The organism is Polaromonas sp. CG_23.6 (assembly GCF_029892315.1).
Taxonomy (GTDB): Bacteria; Pseudomonadota; Gammaproteobacteria; order Burkholderiales; family Burkholderiaceae_C; genus Polaromonas.
This window is the reverse complement of record NZ_JARXUY010000001.1, coordinates 1932270-1948425: the sequence shown is the minus strand read 5'-3', so window position 1 is coordinate 1948425 and position 16156 is coordinate 1932270. Positions and strand designations below refer to the sequence as shown.

Annotated in this window: 16 protein-coding genes; 6 read left to right on the top strand and 10 right to left on the bottom strand. The window is 61.8% G+C overall.

All coding sequences use genetic code 11. The annotated features are described in order from the left end of the window. Positions 1-49: 49 nt before the first annotated feature. From folP to H4V98_RS09190, 3 genes are all read right to left on the bottom strand, one after another. Positions 50-898 carry a dihydropteroate synthase gene (gene folP, locus H4V98_RS09200; protein WP_196862776.1) on the bottom strand — a complete coding sequence of 283 codons (849 nt, stop codon included), beginning with the start codon at positions 896-898 and terminating at the stop codon, positions 50-52. 125 nt (positions 899-1023) lie between these two features. Next, on the bottom strand, positions 1024-2949 hold the full coding sequence (ftsH, locus tag H4V98_RS09195; RefSeq protein WP_196862777.1) for an ATP-dependent zinc metalloprotease FtsH: 1926 nt from the start codon (positions 2947-2949) through the stop codon (positions 1024-1026). A 155-nt stretch (positions 2950-3104) separates the two neighbouring features. Continuing rightward, positions 3105-3839 carry an RlmE family RNA methyltransferase gene (locus H4V98_RS09190; protein ID WP_196862778.1) on the bottom strand — a complete coding sequence of 245 codons (735 nt, stop codon included), beginning with the start codon at positions 3837-3839 and terminating at the stop codon, positions 3105-3107. Between the two features lie 41 nt (positions 3840-3880). Between H4V98_RS09190 and H4V98_RS09185 the strand changes: the two genes are divergently transcribed. The 6 genes from H4V98_RS09185 to madM all read left to right on the top strand — a co-directional run bounded on the left by H4V98_RS09185 (position 3881) and on the right by madM (position 9650). Continuing rightward, a complete protein-coding gene (locus H4V98_RS09185) occupies positions 3881-4357 on the top strand; it encodes a YhbY family RNA-binding protein (protein WP_029525222.1) in 477 nt (158 codons plus the stop codon). Between the two features lie 114 nt (positions 4358-4471). Next, positions 4472-6523: a M3 family metallopeptidase gene (locus H4V98_RS09180; protein WP_196862779.1), complete on the top strand. Its 2052-nt coding sequence runs from the start codon at positions 4472-4474 to the stop codon at positions 6521-6523. A gap of 40 nt (positions 6524-6563) precedes the next feature. Then, on the top strand, positions 6564-7247 hold the full coding sequence (locus H4V98_RS09175; protein WP_196862780.1) for a glutaredoxin domain-containing protein: 684 nt from the start codon (positions 6564-6566) through the stop codon (positions 7245-7247). A gap of 119 nt (positions 7248-7366) precedes the next feature. Then, a complete protein-coding gene (locus H4V98_RS09170; RefSeq protein WP_196862781.1) occupies positions 7367-8281 on the top strand; it encodes a LysR family transcriptional regulator in 915 nt (304 codons plus the stop codon). Between the two features lie 185 nt (positions 8282-8466). After that, on the top strand, positions 8467-8880 hold the full coding sequence (gene madL, locus H4V98_RS09165; RefSeq protein WP_196862782.1) for a malonate transporter subunit MadL: 414 nt from the start codon (positions 8467-8469) through the stop codon (positions 8878-8880). Further along, positions 8877-9650 (top strand): malonate transporter subunit MadM, encoded by a 774-nt coding sequence (gene madM / locus H4V98_RS09160; protein WP_196862783.1) that lies wholly within the window; start codon positions 8877-8879, stop codon positions 9648-9650. The genes madL and madM overlap by 4 nt, the downstream gene beginning before the upstream one ends. Before the next feature lie 246 nt (positions 9651-9896). Here madM and mdcH read toward each other — a convergent pair whose 3' ends face one another. From mdcH to mdcA, 7 genes are read right to left on the bottom strand one after another with little or no spacing between them, the layout of a single operon-like run. Then, positions 9897-10832 carry a malonate decarboxylase subunit epsilon gene (gene mdcH / locus H4V98_RS09155; protein ID WP_196862784.1) on the bottom strand — a complete coding sequence of 312 codons (936 nt, stop codon included), beginning with the start codon at positions 10830-10832 and terminating at the stop codon, positions 9897-9899. After that, positions 10829-11515, bottom strand: a complete 687-nt coding sequence (locus H4V98_RS09150; protein ID WP_280757462.1) for a malonate decarboxylase holo-ACP synthase — start codon at positions 11513-11515, stop codon at positions 10829-10831. The genes mdcH and H4V98_RS09150 overlap by 4 nt, the downstream gene beginning before the upstream one ends. Further along, positions 11512-12318 carry a biotin-independent malonate decarboxylase subunit gamma gene (gene mdcE, locus H4V98_RS09145; RefSeq protein WP_196862786.1) on the bottom strand — a complete coding sequence of 269 codons (807 nt, stop codon included), beginning with the start codon at positions 12316-12318 and terminating at the stop codon, positions 11512-11514. Before mdcE ends, H4V98_RS09150 begins: the two co-directional genes overlap by 4 nt. Next, positions 12311-13207, bottom strand: coding sequence for a biotin-independent malonate decarboxylase subunit beta (locus tag H4V98_RS09140; protein WP_196862787.1), 897 nt, complete (start codon positions 13205-13207; stop codon positions 12311-12313). Before H4V98_RS09140 ends, mdcE begins: the two co-directional genes overlap by 8 nt. Continuing rightward, a complete protein-coding gene (locus H4V98_RS09135) occupies positions 13204-13527 on the bottom strand; it encodes a malonate decarboxylase subunit delta (protein WP_196862788.1) in 324 nt (107 codons plus the stop codon). Before H4V98_RS09135 ends, H4V98_RS09140 begins: the two co-directional genes overlap by 4 nt. 8 nt (positions 13528-13535) lie before the next feature. Beyond that, a complete protein-coding gene (locus H4V98_RS09130) occupies positions 13536-14414 on the bottom strand; it encodes a triphosphoribosyl-dephospho-CoA synthase (RefSeq protein WP_196862789.1) in 879 nt (292 codons plus the stop codon). Beyond that, a complete protein-coding gene (gene mdcA, locus H4V98_RS09125; protein WP_196862790.1) occupies positions 14414-16072 on the bottom strand; it encodes a malonate decarboxylase subunit alpha in 1659 nt (552 codons plus the stop codon). Before mdcA ends, H4V98_RS09130 begins: the two co-directional genes overlap by 1 nt. Positions 16073-16156: the final 84 nt, after the last annotated feature.

The window sequence follows — 16156 nt, the reverse complement described above, 5'->3', positions numbered from 1 at the left end:
ATTTTTTGTGCACTGCAACAATCATGCGTCATGTGCCAAGCGCATTGTCCTATGGGCTGGCAGCTTTCCAGACTTTCAATACTTGCACGGTTTCCCGCACGTCATGAACTCGCACGATATGTGCGCCGCGTTCAATGGAGAGCAAGGCGGCGGCTACGCTTGGAATCATGCGCCCCTGAGGTGAAGCTGTTGCCAGATCATCACAGACCGCGGCCAGCGATGATTTACGTGACCAACCCGCGAGCAGCGGATAGCCGGCTGCCAGCAATTCATGCTGGCGTGCCAGCAGGACAAAATTCTGCTCCACTGTTTTTCCAAAACCAATGCCCGGATCCAGCACGATACGGGATTTTTCGACCCCGAGCGTTTGCAAGGTTTGTGCTGCCTCCTTCAGAAACAAGAAAACCTGAGGAACCACGTCACCCTGCATGGGCGTTGCCTGCATGGTTTGCGGCTCGCGATGCATGTGCATCAGGCAGACACCACAAGACGCATGCGCCGCCACAGCTTCAAGAGCTCCTGGCTGACGAAGCGCCCAGATGTCATTGATGATGTCGGCCCCAAGATCGAGCACGGCGCGCATGACTTCGGGCTTGTAGGTGTCCACTGAAACCGGCACGCCCAGCGTGACGGCATGGCGAACCACCGGCAGCACACGGGCCAGTTCCTGCTCCAGCGGCACTGGCAAGGCGCCAGGACGCGTGGATTCGCCGCCGATGTCCAACAGGTCCGCGCCATCCCGAACCAACTTTTCGCAATGGGCCAACACGACCGACAAATTATCAGTAGCAAAGGAATAGTTTGCGCCGTCAGAAAATGAATCTGGCGTGACATTGACAATGCCCATGACGCGAGGTTGCGACAGGTCCAACTGAAAACGCGCGGTTTGCCAGATCACGAAAGGTCCTTGCGGGTGACTACGGATTGAACGATTAAATGGGGCATAACGATAACAACAGGCCCAAAGAAAAACCGGGGACTGGCCCCGGTTTTCAGAATATCTGGCGAACTGAAGGGTCTAGATCAGGCGGCGTTAGGGGCCGGGTCAGTTGTAACCGCTGGACTGCCACCACTCGGGCCAGAGCCCCCGCTGCCAACGGAAGGATTGCGTGGCGTCCAGTCTTTGGGAGGACGCGGCTCCTTGCCGGCCATGATATCGTCCATCTGCTCAACGTCGATGGTTTCCCATTCCAGCAAAGCCTTGGCCATCGCGTGCATCTTGTCCTTGTTGTCTTCGATGATTTTGCGCGCCAAGCTGTATTGCTGATCAATGATGCGGCGCACTTCGTTATCGACTTTTTGCAGCGTGGCTTCACTCATGTTGTTGGTCTTGGTCACAGAACGGCCCAAAAACACTTCGCCTTCGTTCTCCGCATAAACCATGGGGCCGAGCGCATCGGTCATACCGTAGCGCGTCACCATGTCCCTTGCCAATCCGGTAGCCCGCTCGAAATCGTTGCTGGCGCCAGTGGTCATCTGGTTCATGAACACTTCTTCAGCGATACGGCCACCGAACAGCATGCTGATCTGGCTCAGCATGTATTCGCGGTCGTAGCTGTAGCGATCCTGCGCCGGGAGACTCATTGTGACCCCCAGGGCGCGGCCACGCGGAATAATGGTGACCTTATGGACTGGATCGCACTTTGGCAGCATTTTGCCGAGCAAAGCATGGCCAGACTCATGGTAAGCCGTATTTCGACGCTCTTCCTCAGGCATAACCATGCTCTTGCGCTCGGGACCCATCAGGATCTTGTCCTTGGCTTTTTCAAAGTCCTGCATCTCCACAGTGCGGGCACTGCGACGCGCGGCCATCAAAGCCGCTTCGTTGCACAGGTTGGCCAGATCGGCCCCCGACATGCCAGGGGTACCGCGGGCAATCACACTGGCATTCACGTCCTGTCCCAGCGGGACTTTGCGCATGTGGACATTAAGGATCTGTTCGCGGCCGCGAATGTCGGGCAGCGTGACATACACCTGGCGGTCAAAACGACCGGGACGGAGCAAGGCAGCGTCCAGAATATCGGGGCGGTTGGTGGCCGCCACGACGATCACACCTACATTGGTTTCAAAACCATCCATCTCAACCAGCATCTGGTTCAAGGTCTGCTCGCGCTCATCATTGCCACCACCGACACCGGCACCACGCTGGCGGCCAACGGCGTCAATCTCGTCAATGAAGATGATGCAAGGCGCATTTTTCTTGGCATTGTCAAACATGTCGCGAACCCGGGCGGCGCCCACGCCAACGAACATCTCAACGAAGTCGGAACCGGAAATCGAGAAAAACGGAACCTTGGCTTCACCGGCAATACCCTTGGCGAGCAAGGTTTTACCAGTGCCCGGAGGGCCAACCAAAAGCAAACCACGGGGAATGCGACCGCCTAGTTTCTGGAACTTGGCCGGATCCTTCAGGAAATCGACCACCTCCTTGACTTCTTCCTTTGCCTCGTCGCAGCCTGCCACGTCAGCAAATGTCACGGTGTTGGTGGATTCATCCAGCATGCGTGCCTTGGATTTACCAAAACTGAAGGCCCCGCCCTTGCCGCCGCCTTGCATTTGTCGCATGAAGTACACCCACACCCCGATCAGCAGCAGCATGGGACCCCAACTGACGAGGAGCGTCATCAGCAAGGAGCTTTCTTCGCGCGCCTTGACGTCAAACTTCACATCGTTGGCGATCAAATCGCCAATCAAGCCACGGTCAAGGTAGGTGGCCGTAGTGCGGATTTTGCGGTCATCGATGGTTGTGGCGGCGATTTCAGTGCCTCCCTGACCTTCGGCGATAGTTGCCGTCCTGATGCGCTTGCCACGCACCTCTTCAAGAAACTCGGAGTAACCCAAGTAATTGGAGCCGGTGCCGGCGCGTGTGTCGAATTGCTTGAACACGGTGAAAAGCACCATAGCAATGACAAGCCAGATTGCTACTTTAGAAAACCACTGATTATTCAAGGACTGCTCCGATATATGAATCCAAAACCGATTGCATCGCACATGAGACTCATTTTAGGCGTTTCAAGAGGCCAGACCGGCGATTAAGGCTTTGCATCCCTGTGCAGAACACGGATTTAACCGGATATTTCAGCGTTACGAACGTAATTTCATCCTCATGTCATATTTTTCAGACCCTTGCCAATCAAGAAGGTTTCAGAAGAATTTGAACGCGAAGCCTTGGGCTTCATGCGCTTGACCACCTTGAAACTGGCCTGAAACAGCTTGACAAGATCGTCATAACCGCTGCCGTGAAACAGTTTGACGACCAGTGAGCCGTCCGGCTTCATGCGGGACTGGGCAAATTCCACCGCCAGTTCGACCAGATGGGCGATGCGCGCCGCATCCACCGACTCAATGCCGGACAGATTGGGCGCCATATCCGAAATCACCAGGTCCACCTTGACAGCGCCCTGCTCTGAGCGCAACGCTTGCTCCAGTTTTTCCAGCACGTCGGGTTCGCGGAAGTCGCCCTGTATAAAGGCCACGCCTTCAATGGGTTCCATGGGCAACAAGTCCAGCGCGATGATGCGGCCATTGAGCGCTCCCGCTGCGGCGCCGGTTGGCGAGAGCTTGCGCCGGACATACTGACTCCACGCGCCCGGCGTGCTGCCCAGGTCGACGACGCAGTCGCCGGGCTTGACCAATCCCAGCGTTTCGTCCATTTCCTTGAGCTTGAAAGCAGCGCGGGCGCGATAGCCTTCCTTGCGGGCCTGCTTCACATAGGGGTCGTTGATATGGTCGTGTAGCCACGCCTTGTTGACTTTTTTACCTTTTGCATCACCCTTGGTGGCGACCTTGGAGGTCGATTTCGGGAGGAGTTTGTGGTCTGACTTGGCATTTACTTTCATGCGGCCTATTGTCGTCTTCCCGACACCGCCGATAATTGCGCATGGCTCAAATACAACTTACCCCTGCCCAGCGCAAAGACCACCGCGCTGAAGCGCACCATCTCAATGCCGTCGTGATGATTGGCTCCGACGGCCTGACCGACAATGTAAAAAAGGAAATCGACGCCGCCTTGAGTGCCCATGGCCTGATCAAGGTACGGGTCCAGTCCGACGACCGTGCAGGCCGCGAAGACATGTTCCGCTCGCTGGCTGAAGAACTTGACGCTGCGCCCATCCAGCACATCGGCAAGTTGCTGGTGTTCTGGCGGCCGGTTCCCGAGAAAGAGAAAAAGGTCAGCGAAGACCGCATGGCCGGCCCGCGCGACGTGAAAGTGCTGAAGAACAGTTCGCGCTATGGCCAGCGGCCAGAAGTCAAGACCCTGCGGGTGCTGGGCAACCAGCGCCTCACACCGGGCGGCAGCGTCAAGCGCGCCAAGCCCCGCCAGCAAGTCAGCGTCAAGAAACGGTCACAAGACTGAACTTTCTCCAAGCCCTGAACCGACCTTGCGACTTCGCTGGTCGGTTTTTGCTTTTTCATGTATAAAAAAACTTGCGGCCTTTAGATTTACCCCAGCCGCCCACAGTTAAATATGATGAAAAATCCACTTCTTGACTTCTCTGACCTTCCCCTGTTTGACCAGATCCTGCCCGAGCATGTCGGCCCGGCGATGGACGATTTGCTTGCCAAAGCCGAAACGGCGCTGGAGCAGGTCACGGCAGATGACTTTCCGGCGACGTGGAGTGGTATTGCCGGCGTGCTTGATGTGGCCACAGAAAACCTTGGCCGTGCCTGGGGCGCCGTTAGTCACCTGAACGGCGTGGCGGACACACCTGAGTTGCGTGCCGCCTACAATGCCGCCCTGCCCCGCGTCACCGAATTCTGGACGCGCCTGGGCGCTGACGAACGCCTGTATGCCAAGTACAAGGCCATCGACGCGGGCAGCCTGAATGACGAGCAGCGCCAGGCACACAAGAATGCCATCCGAAACTTTGTGCTTTCGGGCGCCGAACTGACGGGTGCGGCCAAGGAACGATTCGCGCTTATTCAGGAGCGCCAGGCCGAACTCAGCCAGAAATTCAGTGAAAACTCGCTTGACGCTACGGATGCGTTTGCTTACTACGCCACCGATGATGAAGTGGAAGGCATTCCAGAAGACGTGTTGCAAACCGCCAAGGCGCAGGCTGAAGCCGAGGGCAAGGCCGGCTATCGGCTCAGCCTGAAAATGCCAAGCTATCTGCCGGTGATGCAATTTGCCGAAAGCAGCAGCCTGCGCGAGAAGCTCTACAAGGCCTACACCACGCGCGCCAGCGATCAGGCTCCGGCTGAATTCAGCCAGTTTGACAACAGCGCGGTGATGCAGGAAATCCTGGCCTTGCGTCAGGAAGAATCACGGCTGTTGGGTTACCAGAATTTCGGCGAGGTCTCGGTGGTGGCCAAGATGGCCAAGTCGCCCGAAGAAGTCGTGACCTTTCTGCGTGACCTGGCCCGCCGCGCCCGTCCCTATGCGGAAAAAGACATTGCCGACCTGCGCAGGTTTGCGGCTGAGAAACTGAACCAGTCGGCCCCCCAGGCCTGGGACTATGCCTACATTGGTGAAAAGCTCAAGGAAGAGCGCTATGCCTTCAGCGAGCAGGAAGTCAAGCAGTACTTCACCGCACCCAAGGTGCTGGCGGGCCTGTTCAAGATCGTCGAAACCCTCTTCGAGGTGCAGATTCGCGAGGATTCAGCGCCTGTGTGGAAGCCGGGCGTGGCGTTTTACCGCATCGAGCGCGATGGCCAACTGGTCGGCCAGTTCTACCTTGACCAGCCAGCCCGCAACGGCAAGCGCGGTGGCGCCTGGATGGACGATGTGCGGGCCCGCTGGCTGCGCCCCGACACCGGCATGCTGCAAACGCCTGTTGCGCATTTGGTGTGCAATTTTGCCGACAGCGTCGGCGGCAAGCCCGCGCTGCTGACGCATGATGACGTGACCACGCTGTTTCACGAGTTCGGCCATGGTTTGCACCACATGCTCACGCAGGTCAACGAGCACGACGTGTCGGGCATCAGCGGCGTCGAATGGGACGCGGTCGAGTTGCCGAGCCAGTTCATGGAAAACTTCTGCTGGGAATGGGACGTGCTAAAACAGATGACGGCGCATGTCGACACGGGCGAGCCACTGCCCCGCGCACTGTTCGACAAGATGCTCGCTGCCAAGAATTTCCAGAGCGGCATGCAGACATTGCGCCAAGTCGAGTTTTCGCTCTTCGACATGCTGCTGCACACCTCGCACAACCCGGACGAGGACCTGATGGGCCTGCTGGGCGAGGTGCGCCGCGAAGTGGCAGTCATTTCTGCGCCAGCCTACAGCCGTACAGCGCACACCTTCAGCCATATCTTTTCAGGCGGCTATGCGGCGGGCTACTACAGCTACAAGTGGGCTGAAGTACTGTCGGCAGACGCCTATGCGGCCTTTGAAGAAACCGCAGCCGCCAACGACCAAGCAGGAAACGACAAGTCAACCGTCAGCGTGCAAGCTGGCAGAAAATACCGCCAGGCGATTCTCGAATCGGGCGGAAGCCGCCCGGCCATGGAGTCGTTCAAGGCATTTCGAGGCCGTGAACCTTCACTCGACGCCTTGCTGCGCCATCAGGGCATGGCTTGAAACCCATGCTGAAAATACTTTGAAAAACTGGACCGGAACCATGAAATCAAGCGCATTGTGTTTTTCCGGATTCAAGGCACTGTTGATGCTGGGGCTGGCAGCCAGCGCCCTGTCTTCATTGCAGGTGCAGGCGCAGCAGATTTACCGCATCGTCGGGCCGGATGGCAGGCTGATTTTTTCGGACCGGCCACCGCCAGTGTCGGCGCCCAATACCCGAGTCAGCGAAGTCAATGTATCTGGCGGCGCAGGTGACAACACACCAGCCGGCCTGCCGTTCGAACTTCGCCAGGTGGTGCTCAAGTACCCGGTGGTCCTGTACACCGGCGAAAACTGCGCGCCCTGCGGCGCAGGCCGTTCATTGCTGACCCGTCGGGGCGTTCCATTCAATGAAAAAACGGTCATCACGGTCGCCGATACCGAGGCGCTTCAACGTCTGAGCGGCGAAACCTTATTGCCCTTTCTGACCATTGGCGGCCAGCATCTCAAGGGTTTTTCCGATGCGGAATGGACCCAGTTCCTAAATGCTGCGGACTATCCAAAGTCTTCGGTCCTGCTGCCCAGCTACCGATTGCCCAGGCCAGTGCCGTTGGTAGCCGAGTCGCTCTTGCCGGCATCGCCTCCTTCTGGCGAAAACAGCGAGCCGAAAACAGCGAAGAAAACCCCTGCGTTACGCCCCGTACAGGCACCTGCCAACAGCAGCAATCCGGGCGGCATCAAATTCTGACCGATGTGAACAGCCTGTAATTCGAGCTCGCCGATCAACAGCCCGGTTGAGCGCAGGCGCTGCTTTGTTTTCGAAGTTTTGGCGGCACGTTTGGCACAATGCAAAACAGAAAGGCCAGAATGCACCAACGAATCAGCGAAGAGATCACCTTCCGCAAGCTGGAAGTTTTGCTGGCTTACATGGAAACCGGCAGCCTGACGCGTGCGGCCGAGCGGCTTGATGTCAGTACGGTCAGCGTGCATCGTGCGCTTCACTCACTCGAAGAAGGGGTACGCTGCACCCTTTTCCGGCCTGAAGGCCGCAACCTTTTGCCTACCGATGCTGCGCAGGCGCTGGCCGAAGTAGCACGCGACGTGCTCAAACTGATGGCCGACGGTATCACCTCGACCCGGCAGGCTGGAGGCTATGCGGCTGGCAGCATCAGGATAGGCTCGTTGTATTCGCTCACCATCAAGACTGTGCCTACGCTCATCATGGGCATCAAGCTGCGCAAGCCGGAGTTGCAAACCGAACTGATACTGGGCTCCAATGCGGACCTGCTGCAAAAGCTCAGGCAGGGTCTGGTCGATGCAACCCTGATGGCGGATTCCGAAGGCGAGGCCGACATTGAATCCATTGCGCTGTTCGATGACGACATCTACTTTGCCGCGCCCGTCGGTTCCCCTTATGCGAACCTGGACTCTGTAGACCTCAGCGCCTGCGCTGACGAGCGCTTTGTCAGCCTGACTGAGGGCTTTGCCACCTATTCAGGCTTTGTAGAAGCCTTTCGGGTTGCTGGCTTCACACCCAGCATTGCCATGAAGGTGGGCGACATTTTCTCGCTCATGAATCTGGTCAGCGGCGGCATTGGTTGCACGCTGCTGCCGGGCCGGGTGCGCGACGTGATTCCGAACAAGGTGCAATTGATTCCGCTGCAGCCGAGGTTCCTGATGCGCCAGCATATCGCTCTCAATTTCCTGCGCACCCGCGAGCGCGACCCGAATTTACTGGCGCTGGCATCGGTCTGCCGACTGTCGCGGCAATTGCTGGCGTGACTTCAGGGTTAACCCCCGACTGTTTCACCCACTGAAATCGTGACGCCTGCGCGTTAATTGATCTGCCTTGCCGGCGCCGATAAAGTCGCACTCAAGAAACCAACGCGGCAAACCTTCCGGCTTGTGCGGGACCCGGTTTCTAACCATTCGGCCGAATACTGGCGGTGTAATAGGAGACAAGCATCATGATCATCTACGGGGTAGCGCTGCTGTCCATCTGTACCTTGCTCGGGGTACTCATCGGCGACCTGCTGGGCGCGGCAATCGGTGTCAAGGCAAATGTAGGGGGCGTCGGTTTTGCGATGATCCTGCTGCTGTTTTTCTCAGAACATCTCAAGAACACCGGACGATTCGTGCAGCAGTCGTCCCAAGGCGTGGCTTTCTGGACGGCCATGTACATCCCGATCGTGGTGGCCATGGCCGCGCAGCAAAACGTGCTTGGCGCGATCAAGGGTGGCCCGATGGCAATCATCGCGGGTGCTTTGGCAACGGTGATCTGCTTCGCGCTGATACCGGTCGTCGACCGGATCGGCAGGCCCAAACTGCAACCCTCAGATCAGCCGCCGTCCGGCCAGCACCGTTCAGGAGAAACGGCATGACCAGCACGCTGGACATCCTGACCAGCGCGCTGGTCAAAAATGGGCTGCTGACGGCTTTTGCCGTCGTGGGCGTCACGATGTGGGTGTCGTATGTGCTGTCGGCACGGCTGACGCGTGGCCACCTGCAGGGGTCGGCCCTGGCCATCATGCTCGGACTGCTGATGGCCTACATCGGCGGCGTCGTGACCGGCGGCAAGAATGGCGTGGTTGACTTCAAGCTGCTGAGTGGCGTCGGGCTGCTGGGCGGCGCCATGCTGCGCGACTTCGCCATTGTGTCAACCGCTTATGGCGCCACCCTGACAGACATGCGCAAGTGCGGTGTCAGCGGCATTGTTTCGTTGTTACTGGGCGTGGTCTTGTCTTTTGTCGTCGGCGGTGCCGTGGCAATGGCTTTCGGCTACACCGACGCAGTCAGCATCACCACCATCGGGGCCGGCGCAGTGACCTATATCGTGGGACCGGTGACTGGCGCGGCCATCGGCGCCAGTTCCGAGCTGATCGCCCTGAGCATCGCCGCAGGACTGGTGAAGTCGGTGATGGTGATGATCGGCACGCCCTTCTTTGCCAAAATGATCGGCCTGGACAACCCCCGTACGGCGATGATCTTCGGCGGCATGATGGGCACCACCAGCGGCGTCTGCGGCGGTTTGGCAGCGGTGGACCCGAAGCTGGTGCCCTACGGCGCCATGACCTCGACGTTCTACACAGGGCTGGGTTGCCTGATGGGGCCGTCGGTGCTGTTCTTTGCCACGCGCGCATTGATCGGTTAAGGACATTTGCGCTGACTGTGCATCACGCCAGTCAAGGCAAAAACAGCTTATTGCTATTAAATATATAGCTGCTTGTACATGCCAGTCAAGCGCCAGAGGCATATTTCATGCTTAAAATCCTGTTTTTTGGCAAGACCGGCACCACAGCAAGCCCAGGCCGCAGCGGTCTTAAAACCCATGCCGCGCGGCGTCATGCGTTTGCAAAGCTGGCGGCAGGCTCTCATCGGCCTGCATTGACCCCGACACCTATTGTTCGCGCTGCCGCTCCCGCGCCATCAGGACCGCCAGCGTGTCGGTGCGGGTGCCGGCTGCGGCCACCGACACGGCATCGGGAAACGCCAGCCCGCCAAGCTTGGTCAGCACGCTGCCCGGCGGCATTTCAACGCTCAGGCGAACGCCGTGCTCGTGGGCCAGCACGCTGGTGTCGTGCCATTTCACCGGCAACGCCATGTTGCGCGCCAGGTCGTCGGCAATAAGGGCGGGCGCACTCAGCGCGCGGCCCAGGCTGGCGCTGAAGTAGCGCAGGCGCGGCGCAGCCACCGGCACAGCAGCCATGGCCAGCGCCAGTTCGGCTGCCGGCGCGTCAAGCAGCGGGCAGTGCGACGGAACACTGATCGCCACCGGCTTGGCGGCATAGGCGCCCCGCTTCTGCGCGAGTTCAGCCACATGCGCCATGGCGGCATGCGCGCCGGCCACCACCAGTTGCGTCGGGGCATTGACGTTGGCCAGGAAAACGGGTGAAACGGCTGAATGCACCTGGGCAATGAGCGGCTCCAGCGCGGCACGCTCCAGACCGAGGATCGCGGTCATGCCATAGCCGCAGGGATAGGCCGCTTCCATCAGCCGGGCACGGCGCTCGACCAGCCGCAGCGCATTTGCATAGGACAGCACCGACGCAACCACCGCCGCCGGATAGGCGCCCACCGACAAGCCGGCCACGGCATCGGGCGGACCGGCCTCGCGGATCAAATGGCGCGCCGTGGCAACGCCGGCGATCAGCAAGGCAAGCTGGACCGCGACGGACGAACGCAGCGCTGCATCGCTGTCCAGCGCCAGGGCATCGCGACCCAGCACCTCGCTGGCCTCGTCCATCACCTCGCGCACGAGCGCATTGTGCGGCAACGCATGCAGCATGCCGGCGCGTTGTGCGCCCTGACCCGGGAAGGTGAACAGGATGCTCATGCCGGCATGGGGCAGCAGGCAGCACTGAAAAAAGCCGGGTCCGGACGCGCCCAGGCGTTGTCGGTCAGGACGGGGCCTCGGTTCGTCTTGAGCAAAACCGCCCCGCCGGTGCGCGTCCACTCGTTCAAGGCAAAGGCACCAAACGGTGTCTCGACCTGCACATCGACGCGCGCATCAAGGTCGTGCAGCAGCTGGGCAACTGCACGCAAGGCATCGGCATCGGGCGCCAGCGGCACGCGCAGGATCAGGTCCAGGTCGCTGCCGGGGCGCAGCACATCGCAGCCGCTGGCCAGAAAAAATCCGACTCCGCCTGTTACACCCCATGCGAGCGGCAGGGCGTCGAGTTTCGGGCCGAGCCGGGCCAGCGCTTGCAGGCAGGCCAGCGGCGATTTGCGCACCCGGACACTGACTGCCGCGCTGTGGGCAATTTGCTCCGGCGTGAGCACCCGCACGACGTGCCCAGCCGCCAGCCGGGCAGCACAGCGCTCGCTGCGGGTGATGCCGCGCAGCCCCACCGGCACCTGGACCGCGTCAGCCAGCGTGGCGCGCCGCACCACCACCGGGGCCGCGGCAAGCCAGGCCGGCGTGGCCCACGACGGCGGCGGTTCCGAAAAAATCAATGCCGAAGCCGCCACCGGCCACAGCAGATCGTGCGGACGATGGATGGCGGCAGGTGCATTCACCACTGCGCGCGCAGCTTCTCTCGGACGCGCGACGAAGCCTGCCGGTTGACGCCGCCCAGACGGCTGCGCAAGTCAGCCGCAGGGTCGGTTTTGATGTTGTCCAGTGCGGCCACGAGCGCGCCACGCACATGTTCCAAGTCGGCCGCCAACGGATGTTCGGCGCTGGCCACATCGACCAGCTTCCACAGCAAGCCCAGCGTGGCGTAGCTGGCAATGTCGTAGGCCATTGGCGGCACGTCGGCGGCCAGCCGTTCAAGGTCTTCGACGCTGCGCAGCGTCACGCGGGCGGCGGCGGCCTTGCCCATGGCATGCACCATCACGCCGTCGTCGTTCAAGGCAATCAGCCGGCTGGCCTGGTAGCCGTGGGCCAAAAAGGCGCCCGACATGGCCTTGCCGACGATCAGGCCGATCACCGGATGGCCCTGCTGGCGCGCCTGCGCATAGGCCCCGGCGGCGCCAGCCAGCGCCTGGTGGATGCCAAACGCCTCCTCGCGTCGGCCATAGGCCTGGCTGCTGACGTCGATCACCGCGACGATGGCGCGTTTGGCGCCCTCGCGATCCGCCGCGATGGCCTCATGCACGGACTGCGCCAGCGCCCAGCCTTCGATCAGCCCTGTCTCGCCGGTACGCGCACGCGGGTAGCTGCTTTCGGCATCCGGCACCACTGCGATGTAGCGCGCTGGCTGGCCGGCCAGCATCGCATCGGCCACGCGAACCGAGGGCGGATAGCCCCGCAACACGTCAGCGTTGTCGGTCAGGGCAGCCAGCCAGATGGCGCCACGGCTTGGGGTTTGCTCATTCATGTCCGGCTCCTGCGCTGTTGACGCGATTGACGCTATCGGTGTGAGTGACGTTGTAGACCTGCCGCACGATGTCGGGCGTGGCCTGCACGCCGGCGTCGTAAGACGACAGCCGCGCCAGGTAGTGCGCGTACTGGTCGCTGCGCTCGACGCCGGGGCGGCCGCGCGCCAGCAGGCCGACGACGGCGCTGCGGATGTCGCTGGTGTCGTCCTGGACATAGGCATCGACCAGCCCGGTGCGAAAGCGCTGCTCGCCGCCGGTGAAGCTCCAGATGAAGGGCCGGTCGCGCGAATCGTATTCGGCAATGCCGGCTTCCTGCTCGATCACCTGCGGCCCGTTCAGGCCCAGCCGCGCCTCGCGCGTGGCGACCAGGTAGCTGCACAGGCCCGCGGCAATCGACATGCCGCCAAAGCAGCCCACGCTGCCGGCAATCACGCCGATGACCGGCTGGTACTGCCGCAGATCGACAATGGCCGAATGGATCTCGGCAATGGCGGCCAGGCCCAGGTTGGCTTCCTGCAGGCGAACGCCGCCGGTTTCAAACAGGATGACGGCGCGCATCGGCACGCCTTGGCGGTTGTCATCAGCCGCCAGTTCCAGCGCGCCGGCCATCTTTGCCCCGCCAACCTCGCCCAGACTGCCGCCCTGGAACGCGCCTTCAATCGCCAGCACGACGGCCGGCTGGCCGTCGATGCAGCCCTTGGCAACCACCACGCCGTCGTCCGATTGCGTCACCACGCCTTGGCGGGCCAGCCACGGCGAGGTCATGCGCTCGAACGGGTCGATGAGTTCGCGAAATGTCCCGGCATCGAGCAGCGCGCGCACCCGGGCCCTGGCGTCGAGTTCGACAAAGCTGTCATGGCCCGTCAGGCCCAGGGGCAAAGCGCTCATGATTTTTCTCCTGGGGCCGCATCACCCAGCGTCTGGAAGGCCTGCGCCACGCGCATGCCGACCACGCCCGGTGTCGCGCCAAAATCGTTGATCTCAAGCGCTACCGCAGGCCAGCCCTGTGCATCGGCCTTGAACAACCGGTCGAGCTGCGCCTGCCAGACAGCGCCATAGCCATTGACCGAGGTCGTCACGCGCACGCGGGTTTGCCCCGCCGTGCCCGGCTCCAGCAGCACTTCAAGGTCGCCGGAGCCAACAACGCCGACCATCACCCGCCCACCAGCGGGCTGGCCTGCAGGGTATTGAAAATCAAAGGTTTCCATATCAGCTTTCAATTAAGTGAAGGCCTGCAGACCGGAAGGTCCAGGCGATCGAGAAACAAGGTGGCGGCCAGCAGATCGGCCGCACCGCCCGGCGAGGCATTCAAGGCCAGCGCTCGTGCATCGAGTTGATGCAGCAGACGCCGGCCCGTCAGGCTGGCCACGCCGCCTCCGGCCAGCACGTCGGCGGCATCGTCTTGCAGCGCCCGCAACGCGGCCGGCCCGGCCCGGGACAGCACGCAGGTGTCGTCCAGACCACTCAAAATGGCCAGCAGCGCATTGAGGCGGGACGCCGTTTCGCTATTCCCGCGCGCGCGGCTGCGCTGCAGTTCGGGCAATCCGCGCTCGATGACCTGCGGAAATCCGGCCTGAGCCTGGCCGCGTGCGCCAGTGACGCCAAAGTCGCGGCAGGCGCGTTCACCCTTATTGCCGGTCACTTGCGGTGCATGGCAGTCCGGCATGCGGGCAATGGCGGCGGCCAGCTGCGCCGTTCGCGCCGGGCTGGTCGCCTCGGACTCCAACGCTGCGCCGGCCACCAGCAGGCCCAGCGCCCAGATCGCGCCTCTGTGGGTGTTGACGCCCTGTGTCGTCTGCATCATGGCGGCCTCGGCTTCGCGGCCAATCCGGCCCAGCGATTCGCGCAGCCCCAGCGTGGGCGCGCCGGCGTCGCGTGCGACCTCGGCCATTTCAATGAATGCCGGCGCCAGCGCGCAGGCCGAGCGGCACATCAGCTCCAGGTCCAGGTCGGTGTGCGCGCCCCGGCCCCGGCGGTCCACCAGCCCCGGCTTGGGCGTCAGCCGCGCTTCGTCGAGCAGCGCATCGACCGCCTGCACTGCCAGCCTTGACGAGTGGCTTGGTGCAGGGAGGAATTCAAGGTCCAATGCCTTCATTACCAGCTCCTGAACCGGGCCGGCGGCTCGTACAGCCCGCCCGACCAATCCACCAGATCGGCCATGCTCTTGGCCGCGAGCAGCGAGCGTGTGGCTTTGGATCGGTCCACGCCCAGGTCTTCCGGCAGCGCGATCAGCCCTTCGCTGCGCATCTGCCGCGTCTGCGCCGGGTCATGGCGCAGGCCAATCGGCGTGACGCCCGCGACGGCTGCGATCATCGCCTGGCGCTGCGCCAGCGACTGCGCCTTGTACAGGTAGGCAATGCCCTCCTCCGTCAGCACATGGGTCACGTCGTCGCCGTAGATCATCACCGGCGCCAGCGCCATGCCTGAATCTTTGGCAACCTGCACTGCGTCGAGTTCCTCGACGAAGGTCGGCTTGCCGCCGGCCTGGAAGGTCTCGACCATCTGCACTACCAGTTTGCGGCCCTTTTCCAGCGGGCTGTCGGTCTGCAGCATGTCGAGCCAGGCGGGCGTGCAGTGGCGCCGGCCGCCGGGCTGGTGGCCCATGTTGGGCGCGCCGCCAAAGCCTGACAACCGGCCCCGGGTGACGGTCGAAGAGTGGCCGTCGCCGTCAACCTGCAGGGTGGAGCCGATGAACAGATCGACCGCGTACTGGCCCGCCAGCTGGCACAGCGCGCGGTTCGAGCGCATCGAGCCGTCGGCGCCGGTGAAGAACACATCGGGCCGCGCCGCGACGTACTTTTCCATGCCGAGTTCGCCGCCAAACGAATGCACGCTCTCGACCCAGCCCGACTCGATGGCCGGAATCAGGGAAGGGTGCGGATTGAGCGCCCAGTGGCGGCAGATCTTGCCCTTGAGCCCGAGCGACTCGCCATAGGTCGGCAAGATCAGCTCGATGGCGGCGGTGTTGAAGCCGATGCCGTGGTTCAGCGACTGCACCTGATGGCGCTCGTAGATGCCGCGAATCGCCATCATCGCCATCAGGATGTGCACCGGCTTGATCAGGCGCGGGTCGCGGGTGAACAGCGGCTCGATGAAGAAGGGCTTGTCAGCTTTCACCACAAAGTCGATCCATGAGCCCGGAATGTCAACGCGCGGCAGGTCGCCCACATCGTCCACGATCTCGTTGACCTGCGCGATCACGATGCCGTCGCGAAACGTCGCCGCCTCGACCAGCGCGGGCGTGTCCTCGGTGCTGGCGCCCGTGTACAGGTTGCCGGCACGGTCGGCCGTGAAGCCGGCGATCAGTACGACGTTCGGCGTCAGGTCGATGTACAGGCGTGCATAGAGTTCGATGTAGGTGTGGATGGCGCCGATCTCTAACTGCCCGTCTTCGAGCAGTTGCGAGATGCGCAGGCTTTGCGAGCCGGCGTAGGAAAAATCGAGCTTGCGGGCAATGCCGCTTTCAAACAGGTCCAGGTGCTCGGGCCGGCTGACGCTGGGAATAATCATGTGCAGGCCGTTGACCTTGGCTGCATCGACTTGCGCCAGCGAGCGCGACAAAAAATCCGCCTGCTTCTGGTTGTTGCCCTCCAGCACCACGCGGTCGCCGGGCGCGATCAGCGCTTCAAGAAAGGAAACAATGTCGGCTGTCGGAACCACCCGGCCGTCAGTGAAGGCGGCGGCACGCGCCAGGCGCCGTTTTTTTTCGGTCCGGCGGGTGTCCCATGACCGGCTGCTGGGTTGAGTCTGCATTTTTGCTCCATAAAATCGCTTTGACAGCAAAGATATTCGAGCGGGCTGGTCGGGTCAATGAACCTTGCCGTGGATTCATTACGC